The sequence below is a fragment of the Gottfriedia sp. NPDC056225 genome, assembly GCF_042267765.1.
GTDB lineage: Bacteria > Bacillota > Bacilli > Bacillales > Bacillaceae_G > Gottfriedia.
The window spans coordinates 30,249-51,158 of record NZ_JBHJTJ010000035.1 but is presented as its reverse complement, the minus strand read 5'-3'; the positions used below and the strand labels follow the sequence as shown (position 1 = coordinate 51,158).

The following is a 20,910-nucleotide window of genomic DNA, read 5'->3' as shown; positions in this document are numbered from 1 at the left end:
GTTATTAGCTGTAACGTTCAATAAGCAAATATCTCTTAATCATAACAATATCTATCTATTTAAATGGATAGGAATTGGTTTATTAGTAAGTGAAGTCGTTGTATTTATTAATTGGTACTCTAAAAATAATAAAATCCAATTCAACTAATTTATGCATTAGTTGAAGAAGACGAGTTACTTGTAGCTCGTTTTTTTATTCAAGTAATGGCAGTATGGTTCAATTAAGATGTAAGTTATTTTTCCTAAATGGATTATTCAAGCTTAAAATTTAATATCTTTACATTAAGATTACTAATGTAAGGAGTGTGAGTAATAATGGCTGAAATTAAAGGGCAAATGGTATTAATAAAGTAATAATCTTATTGTTAGTTTTAATTTTTATTATTTTAGCTATAAATGCTCCTAGAATAGAAAAATATCAACCTGTTTTAAATGGAACTTATCATTGCGACAAACTCCCTTTTGTTACAATTTCATTTGATAAAAATTATGATAACTCTTTTTATTATAATAATGGTACTGAATCCTACAAAGGAACATACTCTCAGGAAACAAAAACAATTTATGTTATAAATAGTCCTAAGTTTCATAATGTAAAAATCACTTTTAATAGAGAAAATCAAACTTTTAAAATTCATTTAAATGAGGAAATATATGTATTTAAACAATCTGATTCAATTTCGAAGATTATTAATAAATCTGAAAGATAATAATTCTGTTTATTGAACTAACTGCTGCTTTTGTTAAATTAAGCAATTAAGGAGATGAGAAATGAAACCAGTTGTTTCAGCTATTTATATCTCAAGTGGCACAATACTTTTAGCTCTAACTTGTTTTAATAGTTTTAGTGGTCCGCGTTACTTTGAAAACATAGCTTTACTTTTCATAGCCATAGGAATAATAATTCAAATTATAATCTTCTTTAAGCATGGAGATGGTAAATAAATTATTAAACTATGTAACTAAATGATACTTTAGTTGAACAACAAGATCGGCTGTTTAGTCGATTTTTTTATTCAACAACTGTCAGTTTAGTTGTATTAGAAATATTGTTTTATAGATTGGAGAATACAGGAATTCGTGTATTATTGGGTTAATTATGCTAAAAAGGAGGATTCTAAAGTGAAAAGATTGGATATTTTTTTAATGCTTTTAGTTTTTCTCATTAGTACAATGGTCTTTCCTTTTCTTCAAGGAAAAATAAAAACTAATTATATAATATTAATAGTTGTAACTTTTGGATTAGGGGTAGGTTTAATTTCTAGATACGTTACTGAAAGAAATAAAAAATAAGACTTCACTATATGAATGATGCTTTAGTTACATAAGATACAACCAGGATCAGTATAAAAAGATCCTGGTTTTTATTGCCGATAATGATGTTTATGTAAACTAGATTGCATACGAAATTCACCTAAAAATAAGGTCATTCTTGTAACTAATGGCAATTTAATTGAACAAGGAAATACAGTAATTTAAGTAGAAGTTTATTATTATCTATCAATTGGAGGATTAATAAAATGGAACATAATAATACGAATAAAGTTTATATATTATCAGGGCCAGCAGGAGTAGGGAAATCTACAACCTCAAAAGCACTTGTAAATACATTTAGCAATAGTGCATATATTTCAGGTGATTATGTAAGTCATATGCACATTAAAGGAAGAAAAAAACCATGGGAAAGTGAAAAAGAAAACTCATTAATTTGGAACAACATTCTAAGTCTTACAAGAAATTTTCTTAATGCTGGCAATGATGTTGTTGTGGATTTTGTAACTTTCCCACAAGAAGCAAAATGGCTTCATGAAAAGTTAAAAGATTTAAAAGTGGATGTAATATATGTTGTTTTATGGGCAGATAATCAAACAATAATTAACAGAGATAATACGAGAATACCAGAGAATAGAATGGGTGAACGCTGTCTAATATTAGTCAATGAATTTAAGGAATCAGTCTTAGATGAAAGGTACTTTTTGGATACAAGTAGAAATACCACTCAAGACTTTACCAGTGTTCTAAATGAAATAAGGAATAATCAAAAATATAAAATAATATAACCTCTTATTGAAATGATGTAATAGTTAAATAAGATCAAAAGCATTGTCATAGATGAATCACATCCAACTATTTCAATTCTTTCATTGTTTTCTATTTTCCCCTTGTTTTAGGGTGGTGGCTGGCAAGGGGTGGGGGAATCCCCCTCCACTCCTGGTTATATTCTTCAGGTTGTTTTAGCTCCACTAAATGTCCAATTCCCCATGTAATAGTTGCTCCGTTTGGAAATGTGCTGCATGAATTTAATTCGATGGATGTTTTCGTTCTATTTTTTACTGAAAAGGCATTGGCGTAGGCTTTTGCTTGTGATGGTTTTTCGGCTAAAATGACCACTCTGCTCATTTATATTACTCCTTTTTTTATTAACCCTTACGGCACGTGATATTTTCTTCTAATAAGATAAAGAAAGACTAATTATAAAATGAAATCAGTCTTTCTAATTTCATCTTTCTAATACTAATTCGGTATTATTTTTCATGTTTAATTGCTTCATATTGGCTATTTTCATTTGCTTTTTTAATTGGTCATTCCAATCTTTCTCACTTGGAAGATCCACTTCAAGTACAGATGTCTTTACTAATTTCTTAATGGTTTCTATAAAGTTCAAACCAGCTTCATCATTATCAACCGCAAGTACCCATTTCTCAATGACATGTCCTTCTTTTTTGGCATCAATATGCGATTGAACGATGGTTTTAGGCTTTAATCCATCCATACTCACTAATCGTACATTCGTTAAGTTGTTTTGTTTAATAGACCAATAGGACAAGAGGTCTATTGGGCTTTCAAACGCAATAACCTTTGTTGGTTTACCAATATCAATCGTAAATCCACTATGCTCTTTTCCATTCGGAAGTATTTGTTTGAAACTGCCTCTCTTATTAACCATTTTGATTGTCCCTTGACGGTTAGCCCCTACTACTTCGCCTTTACCATCCTGTTTTTTCCACTTAAAGACGACATTTTTCCGTAGATCCTGGACGATAAATTCATTTGTTATTAACCACTCCACCAAGCGAGGGTTGATTTTACGTTCATTTACTAAGTAGTTTTGTATTGCGTCTGTCTCTTTGACATCTAAAAAAGCAGGATACCGAAATGGTCCCTGCTTTTTGTTTAGTTCAATTAGACGTTTTTCTCTATTTTTTTCGTTATATTTTAGGTCATTAATTTCTTTCACTGCTTCTGGAAAGGTTAATCGATAATACATCATCGCAAAAGAGATAGCTCCTACGCCCTTCTCTTGCTTACTATTCCAATAATAGAGATTATCCTTAAAGACAAGCGAATCATGTTCCTGGTGGCGATAATAACTGGCTCCACTCTCTTTCTTTAGATGTTCGCCTTTTGCTTCTAAATAATCGATTAAATGAATCTGTTTTGCGCTTAAAATCTCGTCTGATGAGACATATTTTGACGTTGCCACCAACTAATCCACTACCTTTCCATTTCATGTGTGAATGGTTTCACAAATGATGTTTGTAGGCTATGATCCTTTAAAAGAGCTGATACCTTTTCTTCCATCTTTCCAACTGTAGTTTTTGTCATGACACCAGTAGACAGTAACGTTTCTTTTGACTGATAGTACGCGTTTTCGGCATTTAAACGGTCAAGAATCACCTCTTCAGTCAAAGGGCCTTTTTTTTCTTTTTGAAGCAAGATAAGATACGTTGTGTAGTCTGTTTCTAACGTTTGGATTTTCTCTTGATCTTTTTTGTGCAATTCATTATAAAAATTAGAAGTTGTTCTTTCACGAATATCATTTACGTCTTCTTTCGTGTAAAATTCTTCTTTCATCGCAATATGAGTAAACTTATCAACCATCCATTCATTTTCTTCAGAACGAGTACTTCCATATGCACGAAGTCCTCTATTTATATTAGTTGTTGCTTGTAACCTTTCAACTACATAATGTTCAATTTGTTTTTTTACATGTTCTTTTGTTAAGACTGGACCAGCTTCTCTAATTACTTGTATATCCCATTTAGACTGCATATACTCAAGATCTTTTTTGTGTGAAAGATGGTTCTTTAACTCATCAACAATCGATTTGAAAGATCCATCTCCGAAATCAATTCTGTCCATTGCTCTTACGATCATTTCACCATTTTCATTAGGGTATAGGTAATGGACTCTCGTTTTTTCATACCCAGGATGATGTTTTGCTTCAAACTCAGCTTCTTGTAAGACCTTATCTAATTCTTTCAATGGCATTAATTGCTTCGTAATGACTGCTTCACTCCAAACAACATATCCCATTGGATCTGTGATGTGTTTATCAATGATGATAACTTTATCAGAACCGAGCATTCTTCCATCAAACTGATTAATTTGTTTAAGAATATCCTTGTCATCTGTTAATTCGGACATACCTGGTTGATTAAAGAGATTGAGATAGTTTTGATCTGTAAACACTCGTTGGATCTGTTCATCCGTCATATCCTTAATAGGAACTAACTCTGCTTTGGACATGTTATTTTGAACATAATAAAAATGACCATAACGTTCTCGAATTTCTTCAAGAGATAGGTCATTTCCATTTTTTACTTTATGGACTACTTTTTCTCCACCATACAGTAAGTAGGTTTCACAAAGCTCTTTATATAGTTTTGGTTCTTGAATGTAAATTTGTTGTGCGATGGATGAAAACGTCTGGTTCTCTTCCATTTTTGACATCATAAACGTTTGAGGTGTATAGATATTTCCCTTAACGTCGATCACTTTATATTTTACTGATACATCAAAACATTCATTATTTTTCAGTCTAAGAGTACCATCTTCATTAATCGTTTTCTGTAGCTCCTGGTTAAACTGAAATAAGAAGTCATTCGCTTCTTTAAAGGTCATTTCTGTTCCTTGTATTACTTCATTTATGTCTGAGTACTCAAAAACGACTTTCGGTTCTAGCGTTTCCTCTTTTTCCTGTCCTTGATTTCTTTCTTGTACTAACTTTGATTCGATTGTTTCAATAAACGAATGTGCAATTTCCTTTACTTCATCTAACAAACGAATTTTATCTTCGAATTTTGATTCATCTTGAGTGTAGTAGTGAATGTATTTTAAGCTATATTCAGATGTATCTAGCCCTAGGTATGAAGCTACTGTGAATGCAGTTAATTCTGCCTGGAATTCTCGTTCATGTTGATTGTAGTCATTTCGCTTTTCCAAGGTATGAAGAACAGCATGAACTAGTTCATGTATCAAAGTCTTTACATTTTGTAGTTCACTGTTTCTAGGATTTAAGGCAACTTGTTTTAATTCGGAGTAACAAACACCCTTTGCTGCACCTAACTCTTCATATGGTGCTACAATTTTGATTCCGTTAGTTTCAGCAATTTTTTCTAATGCTTGATAGACTAACTCATAATCCTTTACTTTGCCCTCTAACCATCTATTTGGAAAAAGCTTTGGTAAATCCTCAGCCCTCGCATTTGTTTGCGCGATATCGAACACATGCGTAATAGTATAATTTAATTCTGTATAGACTTTGATTTTCTTTTCTTGAATCAATCGTTTTTCTTCTTCTGTTACTTTACTAATTGGGATCTTCGGTCCATTTTTCTCACGTCTGAAATAGTCAAATTTCATTGGTTTGAAGATCTTAATGCCTTTTTCACCTTTGTTGACTGTGAACCCATTTTTCTTCCAAAATTGAAAATTCCCAACAGCTTCTGCCCCTGGGAATTGATTTTCGATTAACGCTGCATTTCGATTCGAAAAATTGTAGAATTTCGATTTAAATAGTAGGTACTCTTTTAATTGTTCAGATGAATGAAAATAGAAATCTACTTTTTGGTTCAATTGTTCTGATAGATCATGTATCTCTTTTTTTCGTTCTTCAGAGGTTTTAGGTTGATACGCTTTTATCGCCATTTTTAACCATCCTTTCCATCTATTTTTATATTACGCTACCCTCTTCATCAACTTCATAACTATCGTCGGCCTGTAATTCTTCTAAGTTCCATTCAGAAGGTATTGGTAAATCCTCTACTAATTTTTTTGAATTTTCATCAAATGGAATAATTAACTCATCTTCACTTAATAGCTTAAAATGTAACCATTTCACTTCATCTGGCGTTAATGGAATTACAAAATCTTCCTTTCCATTTGATAAGATTACCTCAGTTTCCCCTACCATTTTGACAATTCCTAATGATACTGTCATGTTATTACCTCTCCTTTTTTTGATGTTTTTCTTCCCAATCAATTTTTCTTTGTCGTTTATTTTCAATTCGCTCGTGAACGATATTTTCAGCCGTTTTAATTGCAGCCATTTTTATATCTTCAGTTGTGATAATGTCAGGAATATCCTGATGATAGATTAATCCATTGAATAGTTCGATTAAGATTTGAGTATTTCGATCTGTATTATTTGTCCCTAGTCTGACTCGCTTTAACTCTTCTCGTATATTTTGATTAATCGAATCCGTTAAGACCGTCATCGCTGAATGCGTAATATGATTCAATGACCACTGTTGCTTTTTTAATCGTTTATACTCCGTTATTAAGTGTGATAATACATCACCATTATATCGAATCTTTAATTCCATTTTTAAATCGTCTAGGAAATCGATTGTTTCTTGATCTACCGTAAATCGTATTTCTTTACTCACTACTTGTCATCACCTTTCCATTTCAATTTCTTGTTGTATACGTTGATATGCCATTTGATTCTTCCAATTTTTATATTCACTATTTAACATCCGATCAATGCCATATTTCAATTGATTTAAACCAGCATTTCTTTTCAGATTGTCTCTCTTTAAAGAACCTTTTTTAATCAATTTTTCTAATTTTTTTTGAGCCCTATCATACTCTTTTATCTCTTGTAAAAAAGCATTTCCTAATCGTTTATACAATTCATTTATCTTATTCTCTTTATAATTCTCATACCGTTTTATATTTCCTTCTCCGTATGTTTTTTTATAGACTTCAACTTCTTTATCTAATTTTTTGAGAAGATCTTGAAAGTCTTTCTTGTGATATTTTCCGATATATTCTTTTAATAATTTGTCTAACATTGGTTTCACTTCTGATATCGATTGATAGCCATATGACCACTGTCTACGATCATTGGGAAGTCCTTTATAAATTGCGAGAAAATCTTTTTTAAAAGAACGATTCTTAAATGAAAAAGTATTGTCATTCTTTTTTGAATCGACAATACTTTTTCGGATGATGTCATTTATTTTTGTTTGTTGACGAGAACGATCCATTATATTGTTAATGACTTTTGATTTCATCGCGTCTAATGATTTTAATTTCCGTTTCCCTCTTTCTTTCGTAGGTTCAGGTTGAACTGTTGCGATATGAACATGAAGATTTTGCGTATTGTAATGAATGGCTGCTGACCAATATGATTTATCCTCCATGTTCTCTTTTTTTAACATCTCATTCATCGCTAGACGAACAACATCTTTCATTTTTTCTTCATCAACAACATGCGTCTTTGAATCATACAATCCATGTTCTTCTAACCATTTGTTGTCAAAACTAATAACATCTTGCCACATGATACTTCCTTTATCATGAGCATTTTGAAAAATATTTTTAACTTCGAGTTTCTCTTTATCATCTAAATGATTTGTGTTACTCGTAAACAATGAAGACGTCTTTTCTGGGTTGCCCATATAGTCCATATAGGAATCAAAATGTTTTAAACGTTCGTTTGTTTGACCTACCACATTTACTTCTTTTTCAATTCGTTTTTCCAAGTAAAGAAGATAGTTTTGTTTCCGTTCGATTGTTTCATCTATTTTTACTAGTTTTGGTTTAACAAGCAGTCTAATCTGTTTTGTGGTTAACTCTAAAATTTTTTCTTCAATCGCAAAATCTTGTTCATACGATTTATGATTTTGAACTAATTGATTAAAGGTATCTTGTAGTTCTTTTTTCTCTCTAAAACTAAAAATTTCAGACTGAAAAGCAAATAGTTTTTGTACCGAGTTTAGATCATCCAAGTAGTCTTGATACTCATTGTATTGTTCTTTTTTAGCTGACAGTTTATTGATTTTTTCTTTTTCACTTTTAACATTTTCTTTCAATCGCTCAATTAAAAGTTCTTTCTCTTGAATAAATTTTTTTTGATTACTTTTTTGAAGAACAAGACTCTTTTGACTATAGCTCGAATAGTCTTCATACATTTCATTTCGCTTTGCTTCATCACGATCTACGTAATCAATATAGGTTTGAAAGGTGGTATTACTAGGTAACACAAATTTGGATTTCACGATTACACTTGCTGCACGATTCTTTGTTGCCATGTAGTCATCACTCTTCCATTAATTCTGTAATGATATTTCGTAAATGCCCAACTTCAAGACTCATCAATTCCATCATCTCAATATTTTTCGCAATTAGTTGTTCGTATCTTTTTTCTCTATCATCTACTTCAGGAGTAACTGCAATTTTTGTTAAGATTGATCGTAATAATTTATCTCGTGAGATTGAACTTTTCTTTGCCATCTCATCAAATTTTTTTACAATCACTGGATCTAGATTTCTAATTTTTATTTCCATTTCTATACTCCTTTTTTGTTAATGAACTGAATTTGGCCAAACACTAAAATCGAAGAGAAAGAGCATAAGGAAAAACTGCCCCCAAAAAGGTTGTGGGACTAGGCAAAGCCTAGTGTTTTCTTGGGTACTCCATTTTTTCCCAAATCGTCGGTCATTCGGCATCTCGAAAATCGGTAATCGTCGGTCATTCGGCACTCATTTATTTTATAAAATCAAAAAAAGAAGTATAAATCACTTCTCATCTTACAATTTCCCACTTAAATTGCTCTCTCTTTTTTTCAATTCTAGCTTCTCAATTTTTTCATTTAATAACGTTATTTTTTCTTCAAACTTTTTCGTTTTTTCACTTGATTCATTGATTAATTGTTGGTATCCATCAATGATACTCTGCGTTTCTGCCTTCTCATCTTCTGTTTGATAGATGAGTTTCTCTTCATTTTTTTTGATCTCATTTTGAAGCGTTTGTTGCTTTGTTTCTTCATTTTGGATATTATTTCTAGCCTTTTTAATTTGAAGATTTGTTTCTTCAATGAGCACATCAGATAGATAAACTTCATACTCTTTATCTGTTTTTACGTCAATTTTTTCTTGTTTTACTTTTCGTTGATCTGCGTAAAGTGTTGTTAAAACTTGTTTATGTTTCTCCGATTTTTGATGACTCGTTTGTTCCATTTCATTAAACTCTTCATCCGTTTGTTTGATGACATCTAATGCTACTTGTTGAAATTCATTTGATAGTCCATAGATTTTTAAGACGTAAATTTCATCATCATTAAACACCGTTTTTACTTGTAAACCATCCGAATTTCCGTTTCGTTGAAAGACATTAAATAGCACATCATTCTCCAGATTTTTGATATCTTTCGTCAGAAGTGTGACTTCCATTACGTTCTTCGACGGATCATACAACCATGATTGAATGATGACCGAACCACTACCTGGAATCGATAATTCTTCATTGATTGTTGTATTTCTAATTGGTATTTTTTCAGTGAAAATGAATTTTGAAGATAAAAAAAATGAGAATCCTAATGTCACAAAAAGTAGGATTCCCATAAAAAAAGATGATTTTTTTCGCAAGTTCACTCGATCTCGTTTAAACATCTACCTCTTCCTTTTCAGTTTATTTTTTCAATCACTGACATCTTTAATGTTTGTCGCTATCCACTTCTCACCCACTTTTTGAAAAGAAACAACGACAATTAAATTTGCTTTATCGACATTTCCAGTCGCAACAACTTTCAATTGATGCGTAAACGTAACCATCACATCGACTTGATTTTGATTCGGTTTTAGTTCTTGAACATAATATTGTTCGTTTGAAATGCTTGTCTGAATTTGGTCCTGGTACGTTGTATTTGCCGGGAAAAATCGTTTCCATAATTCATTCGTCATGATATTTTTCGCAGCCATTCGGCGTTCAGAATACCCTTCTTTTTGTTGAATATAAGCTGAGTGAACAAATAATTTTGCATCTTCGATCATCGCTTGATAATGCTTTTCTCGACTAGTAGGAGAAAATAAATTTACTTCTTCTTTCATTTTCATGTTTTTATTTTGAAGAGAAATCTTCTGTTCTTTTAATTTAGATAGATTGCTATTTTCTTTCTGTTGATGAACAAAAAAGTATAAATTTATAGCTGTTAGAAAAATAAGTAAATAGACTCCTAGCCATTTTATTAGTTTAATAGTATCCATATTTCACATCCTAATTATCAAAATTGGCCACTCGACCATAAGCATATAAATGTGATTTCCAGTACGAATTAGTTAAATCAGTTTCACCTACTCCTACGCTATGAGTATCATACATTTTTCCATTTCCAATATAAATGCCGACGTGTGTTACCGTTACACCAGCGTTATATGTTCCACTAAAAAAGACTAAGTCACCAGGTTTTAATTGAGCTTGTGTGATCTTAGTTGAAGCTTTATATTGTTCATTTGCGGTACGTGGAAGATTCACATCAGCTTCTTTAAAAATCCATTGCATAAGAGAAGAACAATCAAATCCTTCTTCCGGATTGTTACCTCCAAAGACATAAGGCATGCCTTCATATTTGTATGCTTCTGTTAAAACTAGTTTTAATTTTCCGCTCGCATTTGCAAGTGCACTTCCATTATGTAAAGGTAAACTATCAAGTGCTGCAACACTCTTTGGATGATAATATTTTAATACTGCATCTACATATAAGGGATCTCCATAACAGGCTCCCGTTGGGACTGAATCACCTCGAACACAAGAATAATCCCCTGTGTATGCTAACTGACTATACATCATTTGCGAGAACTCAAACGCTAGTTCTTTCGAGTATTTACCACCGTTTTTTTCTTTTGCATAGTCAATAAAACCTCCACCAAAGTTGTAAGACTGAAGCCCTAGCAATACGTCTTGTCCTGCACTTTCCATTACATTTTTGAAATGTTTTACACCTTGTGTGATGGACGCTTGTGGTGAAGTAATACAGCCAATATAACCACACAAGCTCTCTGAAGATTCCATTGGATCACTTCCTCTACCAGCACTTTCTTGCATCATTAAGGCCAGAATTAGGTCTGTATATTGAGAGATTCCGTTGGCCATTGCTTCTCGGTAAATATCATCACGATAACCTTCTACTAATTCATTTAATGGTGCACTTCCAATCTCAAATCCTGTTGTATCGAATGTTATTCCGAAATCTGTTACTTGTTGTGAAGTGTTGTTGACGAGTACAGTAAAAATCCCCATAATTAGCACGAGCAGGCTAACAATGAGGATTGTGGCACCATATACATAAAACTTTTTAGGAATTAAATTTACTATAAAGTGCATAGCATTATGCACCCCCACCAAACAAGTCTAATTCTTCTTTTGACACATCTACTTTTAATTTGATGTTCTTTACACCTGAAATACTTAAGAAGATTTCTCCTCTACTTAAATAAGGAATTTGAGCTAATTCACTCTCTGTTAATTGGTTCACAAAGACTTCTTGTAGCTTCTTCAATGATTCGGAATCTTGTTCCGCAATGATTTTATATTGTGTTAAACGAAATAGATTTTTTACTTTTTCTGCTGCACCTATATCTGCATTTTCAGGTACAAAGTCAGTGATTAAGTGACTCGCAAAGAAGATGCCACCGAAATATTTACGTGCTTCCCTCATAAATCGTTCAATGTACTCCACACCATGTTCAGACCCTTTTCGAGTATTGATGATGTGATGAGATTCATCAATTAAGATCAAATAACGAATGGCATCTTCGAAGCGTAATTGCTTCTTATTAAATGCTCGAAACTGAGGAGAACCATTGTATAACATCCCTTCCCACAACATGTTCATGAGATTAAACAACTGCGCTTGAAAGATTTCCGGCTTCATCGCAGACAAGTGTCGAAGTGGAAATGAAGCGACTTTTTCTTTATTAATATTTTCGATACTGGAATGACCATTAAATAGTTGGCCATAAGTCGTTACCATGTTATCAATGTTTAATTCAATATCACCTAAACGCTTAATTCGATCTTCACTTAAGTTCGTTCGAAGGACTTTTTTATCAAAATCACTGTATAATTCGTCTCGTACATACGAAAGAAAATCCGAAAAAATCGGATACTCAATTGCTTTTTTCTTTGTAATGTCAATCGACCCATCTTCACTCCATAAATCTTTTAACACATATAAATTTCGTAAAAGATTTTCATATTCTTTAAGCTCTGTATCAGGAGCATTTGGATTTAAAAAACGATAAAAGACATTTAATTTACTTAAATGCTGTCTAAAACTACCTTCTTCATTGACTTCACCATCTTCATCGATTGCAGTCGCATACACTTGAAGAGGATTAATTAACCCTTCACTACCATCTAATGCGACTATTTTTCCTCCTAATTGTTTAACTAGCCCTTCAAATTCACCAGTAATGTCTAAAATGCGTGTATAGTAGCCTTTAATCGCATTATCTAATGCAACTTTCTTTAGTAATGTCGATTTCCCAGACCCCATTTTACCAATCATTAACGCATTGTAATGTTTTCTTCGATTGTCACTATAAAATAAATCCCAAATGACATTACCTTTTGTAGCTGTTGTCCCGTAATGAGTGCCGTAAGGATCATCTAATGATGTGAAATGAAAAGGATATCCACCTGCAAGAGAAAGAGATGGAATCTCTTTTCCTTTTCGTTTATTCGTATACTTCAACTGTGTCGAGTAACTTGTAAAAAGTCCCTCCCATTCATATTCTTGTTCATTTAAGAAGATACTTCCACGGAAGTTCTGAGCTTCTAAGTTTTCAATAACATCCTTTGCGTTTCTCTCGATTTCATCGAGTGTTTTTGCGCTAATATAGAAACGTAGATGAATTCGTTTCATGACTTCACCTTGTGTAATGGCATCATACATTTCACTTAACTCCTGGAAACTTTCCCTGGCATCGATGCGATCAATATTATCTTTTGCAGTGGCGTGTCGAACGTTTTGTTCAGCCATCGACTTATTAATCGAGTCGACAATTTCTTTTCGATTAGGTGTTGAAATATCAATGGTCGCAACAACATTTGGCATGTTTAAAATCGGCTCTAACCACATATCACTGACTAATGTATTGTAATCATATACATGGATGCATGTTTCATAACCATCACCTTTTCGAATGAACGCTTCTTCAAATTTGATCCCACCTTGCGGTTGGATTTCAGCTACTAGATACGGATTGTACCCATTCTTTTCTTTATCTGTCAGATTTGTTTCCCTTTGTTTAAACCGTGAAAACACTGTTGTTAAAAGTTTCATTTCATCCTCACCCTTACTTAGTCTTTGAATTTAAATTGTTCAGCTTGTACAAAATCGCTATCTTCTTCTCCTCACTTAAATGACTGATTGGTGTTGTCCGTTGTAACAATCGTTCAACTTGAATGGCTTTATTCTTTAAAGTAAATTCACTTTCTGAATAAAGAAACAAGTAATATTCTCGATTCGTGCGATTCTTTTCAATAAATCGTAATTCCTCTAGCTTTTTCTTTAAAAAAGGAACATACAGTTGGTTATCTGTACGTTCTAGTTTTCGTTGGATATGTTGTTGTTGGATGGTTGTGTCGACAGGAAAGTTTAACGGTACAATCTTCATATCTTCTAAATACGACTGTAAGAAATAGGCAAATGAATAGATGTTTAGATTTTTATCTACTTCATTTAACGAATACACATCTTTTGTGGTTAACTGTAGAATCTCCATGAATTCGCCATTTCTCAGTTCAATAAATCCATTAGCTGTTAGATCAATCACTGGAATGATGTCTGCAATACTCTTTTTAATGATTGGTTTATCTTCTTTCTGTTTTTTCTTCATCATTATTTGACTTTCATCAAATATAGCTGGTGTACTCGTTTCTGGATTATTTTTTTCAACGAGTGAAAGATTGACGGTCTTTTCATTCAAACTCACTGGTTCTCATTCCTTTCGTTCTTTGGATCATCGATCGCACAATACGTCTCATTTTTTCTTGAAGCAGCGATTAACACAGCTTGATACATCCGTTTTTGAGGGTTTGTGTATGGACGTAGTATGAAAACAAGTCCGACAATACCAACAAAGACATAAAAAAATTGTTTTAAGGAAGTTATAACGAGATTCCCCAAAACCATTGCCCCTAGTAATAAACCCATGATGAAAAATAGATCAAATAGGTAAATTGCTTTATTAATTTTCAATTCAGAAGTAACCTCTTTCGGAATCCGATAATTCGCCATATTATCTCTCCTCATTTCGACTATTTCGATGTTTATCTCGATAATTTGCGATGCTATTACGAAGCGCTGATCCAGTATTTTCACCTATCTTATAAGAACGTTGAACACTTTGAACAGGTTTCTCTTGAGTGAATCGATCTCTTATCACTTGGCCAACATGTCTAGTTTCTTGCATAGGTTTACGACTATTGGCACTGCCTGGACTTATTTGTTGACCGTTTTGGTTTGATGAAACAGATGAATTTTTCATAGGCTCGTTTGTACGAACACTCGATGAAAGGTGATTACTTGTCGTTTGCGCTGGTTGACTATTATTCATTTCTTTCTGTAATCCACTTTGGACATTGGATTGTTCATCTGACCTTACACTTGCGATTGAATTTTCTTTATCCATTTCTTGATGTAGGCCATTAGTTGAGGCATTTTCAACTGACCCTACTTGGCATTCCATTTGAGAAGTTAAAGAATTATCACCACTTGCATTCATTTCTTCGTGTAAACCAGTTGGTGAAGATTCGCCGCCCAATTGTCCTGGTTGGTTTTCCATTTCAGAAGATGGTGTATTTACACCACTTGCATTCATTTCTTCATGTAGACCGATTGGCTGATTTGGATTATCATGTGCCTGTTGTTGATCCATTTCTTGTTCGAGGGATGAAGCAACTTGTCCCATTCCTGCATTCGCTTCTAAGCTAGCCTGTTCGTTATTTGTTTGATTTATTTGTTTGTCATCTTTACTATTTTGAGTTAAATCATTTTGATTGTTCATCGTACCATTAAAATTTTGATTAGTTGATAAATTCATTTGATTCGATGATAGTCCTTTCGTAGCACCAGCCATACTTGCAACTGTATTAGCACCACCTTGTGCCAAAGACTTTGTTAAACTTGTAATACCATTAACTCCTTTACTCATACCTTTCGCAACACCATATGCACCTGCAAGTGCTCCCCAACCTGATTTGAGACCTGCATCAATTCCAAATAATCGCTCAACGATATTTGGCCCATCAACCACAGCTAAAGAGAATGAGAATAATGCAATTACATAGGCAATTCCATCAAGTTTTTGCGTAATAAAACCAGTTCCGATTGTATAAATCTTAAGTGACATAAATATCATAATGGTTGTAATAAAGATATTAAGGATATTTTGAATAACTTGTTTCGTCTTTTGGCCTGAATGGATATCGGCTGGCGCAATGATGGTAGCCAGTACATAATTGAATGTTAATTCAAAAAATAACTTAGCTAACTTAATCGCAATTGTCACCATGGTAAACGCCATAACCCCTAACGTGATCGCAATCGTCCAAAAGTTCCAATCCCAACGGTAATAATTCTCATCGAACGTGAACAATCCTTTATCTAATTCGACTTCTTTTGGTGTACCACTATCTCCGTAACTAAGCTTATTTTCAAAAGCATACTGCCCGTTTTGACTCAATTCTTTCTTATTATCAAATTGAAAATCTTTATCAATTGGTTCTGTTATCGAAATGTTTAATATATTATCTTTTGGAATCTTATTTGGTTTATCTAAATTCACTGTTTCCCAATTAGTTAAATCGTATTGTGAAACATCCGTTATGTTGTCCTTTACAATTTGTATCGCAATGGATTGAGTACCTGAAATTCCAAAACCTTCAATTGCCTGGTCTGTAAATTTATTTGTCTTTTCCATCCCTGTTCCTAAAATTGTAAAAACAACAAGAGCCATAAAGATATTCACTACAATGGCTTCTCGATTCACTTTTTTTTGAAACATTATTAAATAACCTAAATATAAAAGAGAAAAAGCCATTAACGTAATCGATAATGGCTTTAAGAGATCAATTAGATCGTGTATTTGATTGTCTGTGAAAAATAATTTTAACTTTAAAATGGAATCCGTTACATTCGATAGTGAATCAACTAACCAGACTAAACCATTAATAATTAACCATCCAATAATTCTAAACATATAATTAATTGGATTTGAAATTTCTAGATGGTCTGAGAATTTTAATAGAATTTGGACCGTTTGATTCATTACTCATTCTCCTTCACATCTTGAAGAAATTGATTGATAACTAAATCTACTTGGTCTTTTTCAAATTTCTCAAGATCTACAGTAGATTTTACGGTACCTTCTTTATAGTAAACAATCGTTCTAGATATTTGATGAATATATTTGCTATAAAGATCTAAACCACCATCAATAACATAAACATTAAAATGTTTTTCCTTCCCCATTTTAGTTAATTGATCTAAATATCGTTTTTCTTGTTCAGGAAACGGACGCTTTACATAAACAAATCCGTCTTTTTTACCATCTACAAACTGTTGATACTCTTTTAAATCAATATTAATGATTTTTCCCTCTCCATTAAAAGGGGTCTTCCCGCAAGCTGTTAAAATGATGGTTAGTAAACAGAGCCCTATCATCGCTGTTAGTAGCTTGCTAATCTTATTTTTCACTTTTCCTTACCTCCATTATTTAACTATTTTCATATTCATTAATTAAAGCTTTGTATTTATCAATCACTGCCGTATAGATATTCATCTTGATTTGATTCGTTTCTCGTAAATTGACTAGTAAATCATTAAAATCAAGAATATTCATAGTCCGAATATCACTTTCATGTTTTTCAATGAAAGAAATTAAGCTATCACCTTTGAAAAACGTTTGGATATCCATTTTTTGCCAATCTGTTAGTTTAGGCTCTTCAGGATCTGACGTATCAGGTTGGTGGGGTTCTTCTTGGTTCGATTTAACATACTGGCCAAGTTTCTCATCTAAAGATTGAAATACTTCCTCAACAGGGTTTCTATTACTTCCGTTAAAATTAATGATTAATTTCTTTAAATTCACATCTGCATGCAAGCAACGAATATCAATGTCATTGATTGATTTGTCCGTATCAAAGTCCTCAGATAGGTACTCCCATCTATACTTCATTGCCGTTTCTTTCGAATTAAAGATTGGATAAGGTGTAATACGTTTTCGATCTAAATCTTGACGCTTGATAATCCGAATAATAACGGTTTCAGCTTCTTGAAGTTGCATTAACTCTACTGATGTCAATAATCTTCTTCCATCTACACTCTCTGTTTTACTTTTATCGAGTGATAACGTATGACCACTACGGCTCTTTGTAGTAATCGTTCTTTCTCCTAATTTTTTCGAGATCCGTTCTGCAGTCGTTTCGTCTGTTGTTAGAATGTAGATGGTATTATTACAGTTACCATCAATTGTTTCTGAGGCATCTCCATATTTCGTTTTTAATTGACTATATGCTTGTATAATTAAGTTAAATCGAATACCACGACCTAAACAAACTGTTAAATTCGTATCCATATTTGGAATTGTCGGCATGTTACCGAATTCGTCTAATATGAAAACTACTTCTCTCAAACATTTTCCACCTTTTGTGACAGAAGCATTAATGGATAACTCTGTATAAAGTTGAGCAACAAATAGAGAAGCAATGACATGAAGTGAAGGATCTGAGTCGGGTGTTATCATAAATACAGCAATCGGTTTTTGATAGGAGTCGATTTTTTGAATTCGAATGACTTCACTCGCACCTTCACAAGTAAATTCTACTACTCCTTCTTTATCAATTGATGTAACCATTACATCTAATGAACGATCCTTTTCCTTTTCTCTAAATACAATTGTCTCTCCATTTTCGATAGTATTTGTGTAGTTCAATTCAAAGTTACCATTTGCATCGGTCCGTATCGATTCGATTTCACCATTTGGAAACTCCATATTAATACGTGTTAAAGGTTTTGAAGTTCCAACAACTGCTCGACCAAATCCCACCTTCTTTAAATCAAAGCTACTCTTAGATGTCATCTTTGCAACGTTATCAATTGTAAAGATACTTAATTTTGAGGATGTATTCGAGAAAATTCCTCCCCTTGTATTACCAGAAGTGAAATTTGATGTAGCATACTGCATTTTGGCAGCACTATCATCTGGTAAGTTTCTAAAATATAAATCTAGTGCATTGTCTTCTGAACCATCATTATATTTGATTGTTTTACTACCTAACGTATTTAACATGTTCGCAACGGAATACATTGTAATTTGATCTTCTCTTCCTTCTTTAGTACATTTATCACAAATTGCTAGTATTAAGGCATTACAAAGTGAAATAGAAGAATTTTGCCAGAATGGATCTTTCGAATTCGGATCATTGAACAACATAAAACTAACTGTGTTTGCACTTTGTTGTGCTTGAGCATAGTTACCTTGTTTATAGTGTTTAATCACTAACTGAAGAATTTGGTAAGACATACTCTGTAGAGGATCTAATAGATTAAGTACTTCGACATGATAACCTCGTTTTTCTAAAGTATCTTTTGAAGCTGCGAACAATTCTCCTTTTGGATCATTTAGTATCATTGACGCCTGTTTTTCGGCACGGCTATATAGATCTATTGTTGAAAAGACAAAGGTTTCCCCTTTACCAGAACGAGTTGTCCCGATTATTAAATTATTTACTGGTGAATCATCTATAAAAATTTTATCCTGGTACCGAGAAACTGGAATTCCTCCTATTCCTGGGAACTTTTCTTCTTTCTCAGGTACTGCTCGATACTGTTTTTGTAATTCATCTAATGTTGTAAACCGTGATGTCCCTTTCTGCCCTTTTTCTAACGAAGCAAAGTTCGAACGAATCTTGTAAACTACAATACTTGCACAAAAAATTGCAAGACACATCAATAATAAATAGAAAAAAATATTTAACTGAAACAAAAAAAAGTCTTTTACTTCAAGATGAGGTGTATGGGGATGACCGAAGTCAGTTAATGACTGTAAAAGTGAAACGACAGCATTACCAACCATTGTTGATAAAAATAAGACAATTAAACAAGTCCCTATCCAAATACCAATTAATGTATTTTTTTTTTCAAAATATTTTAACATAGGCTCTCCTTCTGTAAATGTCAAAATGGAAACTATAATATCTAGTTCCCTAAGTTTCTGTTTTATACTGAAGATACAATTCAATATAGAAATAGTTAGTAATAGCCAATAAACAAAGAAAGGAGCAGTGTGATAACATTTGGTTACCCAGAACTTAACGACTATATAAATTTAAAATATTGAATTATGAAAATTTATATTTCACTCAATAACCTTCGTATATTCTAAACGAGTTTATCTGCACTTTCTTTATTCATCATCAGACCCAGGTTCGAGTTTGTGACATCAATTATTGCTACATGCGAATTTATTGGGTTGTTGTAATTTGACGTAATTTATCTACTTGCCTTGTCCACCGAATTTGCATGAAATATGAATACTAAATTTTTACATATAACCATAAACACCTTGTCAGTCATTGCATATTCATCTTTAATAATTGATGTCGAGAAATTAAACGGAACTTTCATATAACAAGCACAATCTTTATTACTTAAATTGACCTTAATTGTTTTTGTAATCCATTTTTCCTATCTGTTAGTTTCTTGACGTCATCATTCTTTTTACTTTCCTTTGATATGGAAATTGCCTTATCTATATCTTTTAATTGCTTTGTTAAGTCTTCATATTTGGTAATTTTTTGTATTAATTTTTCATTATTATTGTTCGATAACTCGTTTTTTGCTCCTTGAATGTTACCGGTTTTGAGATAAGCATATGTTTTCATCTCACTTCTTTTTACAGTCATTTCAACCTTTGTTAGCTTAAGTAAATCCGCATATTTCTTATCTGCAAATAATAAATCGAATTTCCCTTCATCTGTAGGAAAACTAGCATTATATTCTCTCAGTTGATCAATACTGCCTTTGGTTGAGATCAATGTTTCTACGAAACCAACATTATTTTTATAGATACCTACTACATCTTTGTATTTTTTTTGATCTAACAGTAATTTGGCATACAACTGAGTTTGCTCTATTGTTAAGTCTTTTTTATGTTTACCAAAATAATTTAGTATACTCTCATTATCACCGAGTAACGCATGTTCATACTGATTTATTATTTTCGTTTGTTCTTTTACTAGATTGGTTTGTTTCTGTACATCATGTTTACCATTACTAATTACTAAACTCATAAACGTAGCTGTTCCAACTAAAGTTAGTGAAACAACCCCTGCAATTGAATAGATTGTACGTCTTTGCCACTTTTTTAGTTTTGATATTCTACTTTGATCCAGACCAATTAAATGAACATGCTCATTTTTTTCTTCTAATTTAAAGACATCTGGAAGACAATCTTCCATTTTAGACAAAAGGATTAACTTATCTTGTTCGTGCTTTTTATTGATTTTCATTTGTTCAAGATTTTGTTTAATATGTTGATAAAGGTTTGGGGATTTATAGGAACCAAACTGAAACGTTCCTGTGTAGATTGGCGAACCATCACTATCTTTTTCAATTAAATAAAAATGGCAGTCTAATTCCTTTTTTTCTTCTCGACAGACTTTTTCGAGTTCTGCAGATTTCTGTACGGCTTCAATAAAATCAATTTTCTCAGATTTTTGAAACATCTTATGATTCAATTGGGTAAATACTACTTGTAGCATTTAGTTCACATCCTTTTCATTAAAAAGAATAGGTACACAAAATTTTGTGTATCTATCAGTTTTGATTTTTA

The 20,910-nt window shown here is 32.5% G+C and carries 20 protein-coding genes; 3 read left to right on the top strand and 17 right to left on the bottom strand.

What is annotated here, in order from left to right; translation table 11 throughout:
• The first annotated feature begins 771 nt into the window (after positions 1 to 771).
• The 3 genes from ACFCYN_RS18860 to ACFCYN_RS18850 all read left to right on the top strand — a co-directional run bounded on the left by ACFCYN_RS18860 (position 772) and on the right by ACFCYN_RS18850 (position 2,060).
• Positions 772 to 945 (top strand): hypothetical protein, encoded by a 174-nt coding sequence (locus ACFCYN_RS18860; protein ID WP_375950979.1) that lies wholly within the window; start codon positions 772 to 774, stop codon positions 943 to 945.
• 177 nt (positions 946 to 1,122) lie between these two features.
• Positions 1,123 to 1,293 carry a hypothetical protein gene (locus tag ACFCYN_RS18855; protein WP_375950977.1) on the top strand — a complete coding sequence of 57 codons (171 nt, stop codon included), beginning with the start codon at positions 1,123 to 1,125 and terminating at the stop codon, positions 1,291 to 1,293.
• A gap of 227 nt (positions 1,294 to 1,520) precedes the next feature.
• Complete coding sequence (locus ACFCYN_RS18850; protein WP_375950975.1) at positions 1,521 to 2,060, top strand: P-loop nucleotide/nucleoside kinase family protein; 540 nt, start codon at positions 1,521 to 1,523, stop codon at positions 2,058 to 2,060.
• A gap of 91 nt (positions 2,061 to 2,151) precedes the next feature.
• On the opposite strand, the gene ACFCYN_RS18845 is transcribed toward ACFCYN_RS18850, so the two are convergent.
• The 17 genes from ACFCYN_RS18845 to ACFCYN_RS18765 all read right to left on the bottom strand — a co-directional run bounded on the left by ACFCYN_RS18845 (position 2,152) and on the right by ACFCYN_RS18765 (position 20,839).
• Positions 2,152 to 2,400, bottom strand: coding sequence for a toprim domain-containing protein (locus ACFCYN_RS18845; RefSeq protein WP_375950973.1), 249 nt, complete (start codon positions 2,398 to 2,400; stop codon positions 2,152 to 2,154).
• A 100-nt stretch (positions 2,401 to 2,500) separates the two neighbouring features.
• Positions 2,501 to 3,484, bottom strand: a complete 984-nt coding sequence (locus ACFCYN_RS18840) for a toprim domain-containing protein (RefSeq protein ID WP_375950971.1) — start codon at positions 3,482 to 3,484, stop codon at positions 2,501 to 2,503.
• An 11-nt stretch (positions 3,485 to 3,495) separates the two neighbouring features.
• Positions 3,496 to 5,931, bottom strand: a complete 2,436-nt coding sequence (locus ACFCYN_RS18835) for an LPD25 domain-containing protein (RefSeq protein WP_375950969.1) — start codon at positions 5,929 to 5,931, stop codon at positions 3,496 to 3,498.
• Positions 5,932 to 5,956: 25 nt separating this feature from the next.
• Entirely contained in the window at positions 5,957 to 6,223 is a 267-nt protein-coding gene (locus ACFCYN_RS18830; RefSeq protein ID WP_375950967.1) for a hypothetical protein, read from the bottom strand.
• A gap of 4 nt (positions 6,224 to 6,227) precedes the next feature.
• Positions 6,228 to 6,671: a hypothetical protein gene (locus ACFCYN_RS18825; protein WP_375950965.1), complete on the bottom strand. Its 444-nt coding sequence runs from the start codon at positions 6,669 to 6,671 to the stop codon at positions 6,228 to 6,230.
• 9 nt (positions 6,672 to 6,680) lie between these two features.
• Positions 6,681 to 8,321 carry a MobP2 family relaxase gene (gene mobP2, locus ACFCYN_RS18820; RefSeq protein WP_375950963.1) on the bottom strand — a complete coding sequence of 547 codons (1,641 nt, stop codon included), beginning with the start codon at positions 8,319 to 8,321 and terminating at the stop codon, positions 6,681 to 6,683.
• A gap of 7 nt (positions 8,322 to 8,328) precedes the next feature.
• Positions 8,329 to 8,577, bottom strand: coding sequence for a hypothetical protein (locus ACFCYN_RS18815; protein ID WP_375950961.1), 249 nt, complete (start codon positions 8,575 to 8,577; stop codon positions 8,329 to 8,331).
• Between the two features lie 243 nt (positions 8,578 to 8,820).
• A complete protein-coding gene (locus ACFCYN_RS18810; protein ID WP_375950959.1) occupies positions 8,821 to 9,681 on the bottom strand; it encodes a hypothetical protein in 861 nt (286 codons plus the stop codon).
• 27 nt (positions 9,682 to 9,708) lie between these two features.
• Positions 9,709 to 10,275, bottom strand: a complete 567-nt coding sequence (locus ACFCYN_RS18805) for a hypothetical protein (protein ID WP_375950957.1) — start codon at positions 10,273 to 10,275, stop codon at positions 9,709 to 9,711.
• Between the two features lie 10 nt (positions 10,276 to 10,285).
• Positions 10,286 to 11,392 carry a bifunctional lytic transglycosylase/C40 family peptidase gene (locus ACFCYN_RS18800; protein ID WP_375950955.1) on the bottom strand — a complete coding sequence of 369 codons (1,107 nt, stop codon included), beginning with the start codon at positions 11,390 to 11,392 and terminating at the stop codon, positions 10,286 to 10,288.
• A 4-nt stretch (positions 11,393 to 11,396) separates the two neighbouring features.
• The gene (locus ACFCYN_RS18795; RefSeq protein ID WP_375950953.1) at positions 11,397 to 13,355 is read right to left on the bottom strand and encodes a VirB4 family type IV secretion system protein; all 1,959 of its coding nucleotides are present in this window, start codon (positions 13,353 to 13,355) and stop codon (positions 11,397 to 11,399) included.
• A 13-nt stretch (positions 13,356 to 13,368) separates the two neighbouring features.
• Positions 13,369 to 14,007: a hypothetical protein gene (locus ACFCYN_RS18790; protein WP_375950951.1), complete on the bottom strand. Its 639-nt coding sequence runs from the start codon at positions 14,005 to 14,007 to the stop codon at positions 13,369 to 13,371.
• Entirely contained in the window at positions 14,004 to 14,312 is a 309-nt protein-coding gene (locus ACFCYN_RS18785) for a DUF5592 family protein (RefSeq protein WP_375950949.1), read from the bottom strand. Before ACFCYN_RS18785 ends, ACFCYN_RS18790 begins: the two co-directional genes overlap by 4 nt.
• Position 14,313: 1 nt before the next feature.
• The gene (locus ACFCYN_RS18780) at positions 14,314 to 16,344 is read right to left on the bottom strand and encodes a pLS20_p028 family conjugation system transmembrane protein (protein WP_375950948.1); all 2,031 of its coding nucleotides are present in this window, start codon (positions 16,342 to 16,344) and stop codon (positions 14,314 to 14,316) included.
• Entirely contained in the window at positions 16,344 to 16,772 is a 429-nt protein-coding gene (locus tag ACFCYN_RS18775; RefSeq protein WP_375950946.1) for a hypothetical protein, read from the bottom strand. Before ACFCYN_RS18775 ends, ACFCYN_RS18780 begins: the two co-directional genes overlap by 1 nt.
• A gap of 19 nt (positions 16,773 to 16,791) precedes the next feature.
• On the bottom strand, positions 16,792 to 19,233 hold the full coding sequence (locus ACFCYN_RS18770; protein ID WP_375950944.1) for a VirD4-like conjugal transfer protein, CD1115 family: 2,442 nt from the start codon (positions 19,231 to 19,233) through the stop codon (positions 16,792 to 16,794).
• Between the two features lie 493 nt (positions 19,234 to 19,726).
• Positions 19,727 to 20,839, bottom strand: a complete 1,113-nt coding sequence (locus ACFCYN_RS18765; protein ID WP_375950942.1) for a hypothetical protein — start codon at positions 20,837 to 20,839, stop codon at positions 19,727 to 19,729.
• Positions 20,840 to 20,910 lie beyond the last annotated feature (71 nt).

Excerpts from the sequence above, each read along its gene's own strand:
- ACFCYN_RS18860 (WP_375950979.1), top strand. The coding sequence starts at position 772 with ATGAAACCAGTTGTTTCAGCTATTTATATCTCAAGTGGCACAATACTT.
- ACFCYN_RS18850 (WP_375950975.1), top strand. The coding sequence starts at position 1,521 with ATGGAACATAATAATACGAATAAAGTTTATATATTATCAGGGCCAGCA.
- ACFCYN_RS18845 (WP_375950973.1), bottom strand. The coding sequence starts at position 2,400 with ATGAGCAGAGTGGTCATTTTAGCCGAAAAACCATCACAAGCAAAAGCC.
- ACFCYN_RS18835 (WP_375950969.1), bottom strand. The coding sequence starts at position 5,931 with ATGGCGATAAAAGCGTATCAACCTAAAACCTCTGAAGAACGAAAAAAA.
- ACFCYN_RS18830 (WP_375950967.1), bottom strand. The coding sequence starts at position 6,223 with ATGACAGTATCATTAGGAATTGTCAAAATGGTAGGGGAAACTGAGGTA.
- mobP2 (WP_375950963.1), bottom strand. The coding sequence starts at position 8,321 with ATGGCAACAAAGAATCGTGCAGCAAGTGTAATCGTGAAATCCAAATTT.
- ACFCYN_RS18815 (WP_375950961.1), bottom strand. The coding sequence starts at position 8,577 with ATGGAAATAAAAATTAGAAATCTAGATCCAGTGATTGTAAAAAAATTT.
- ACFCYN_RS18810 (WP_375950959.1), bottom strand. The coding sequence starts at position 9,681 with ATGTTTAAACGAGATCGAGTGAACTTGCGAAAAAAATCATCTTTTTTT.
- ACFCYN_RS18805 (WP_375950957.1), bottom strand. The coding sequence starts at position 10,275 with ATGGATACTATTAAACTAATAAAATGGCTAGGAGTCTATTTACTTATT.
- ACFCYN_RS18800 (WP_375950955.1), bottom strand. The coding sequence starts at position 11,392 with ATGCACTTTATAGTAAATTTAATTCCTAAAAAGTTTTATGTATATGGT.
- ACFCYN_RS18795 (WP_375950953.1), bottom strand. The coding sequence starts at position 13,355 with ATGAAACTTTTAACAACAGTGTTTTCACGGTTTAAACAAAGGGAAACA.
- ACFCYN_RS18785 (WP_375950949.1), bottom strand. The coding sequence starts at position 14,312 with ATGGCGAATTATCGGATTCCGAAAGAGGTTACTTCTGAATTGAAAATT.
- ACFCYN_RS18780 (WP_375950948.1), bottom strand. The coding sequence starts at position 16,344 with ATGAATCAAACGGTCCAAATTCTATTAAAATTCTCAGACCATCTAGAA.
- ACFCYN_RS18770 (WP_375950944.1), bottom strand. The coding sequence starts at position 19,233 with ATGTTAAAATATTTTGAAAAAAAAAATACATTAATTGGTATTTGGATA.
- ACFCYN_RS18765 (WP_375950942.1), bottom strand. The coding sequence starts at position 20,839 with ATGCTACAAGTAGTATTTACCCAATTGAATCATAAGATGTTTCAAAAA.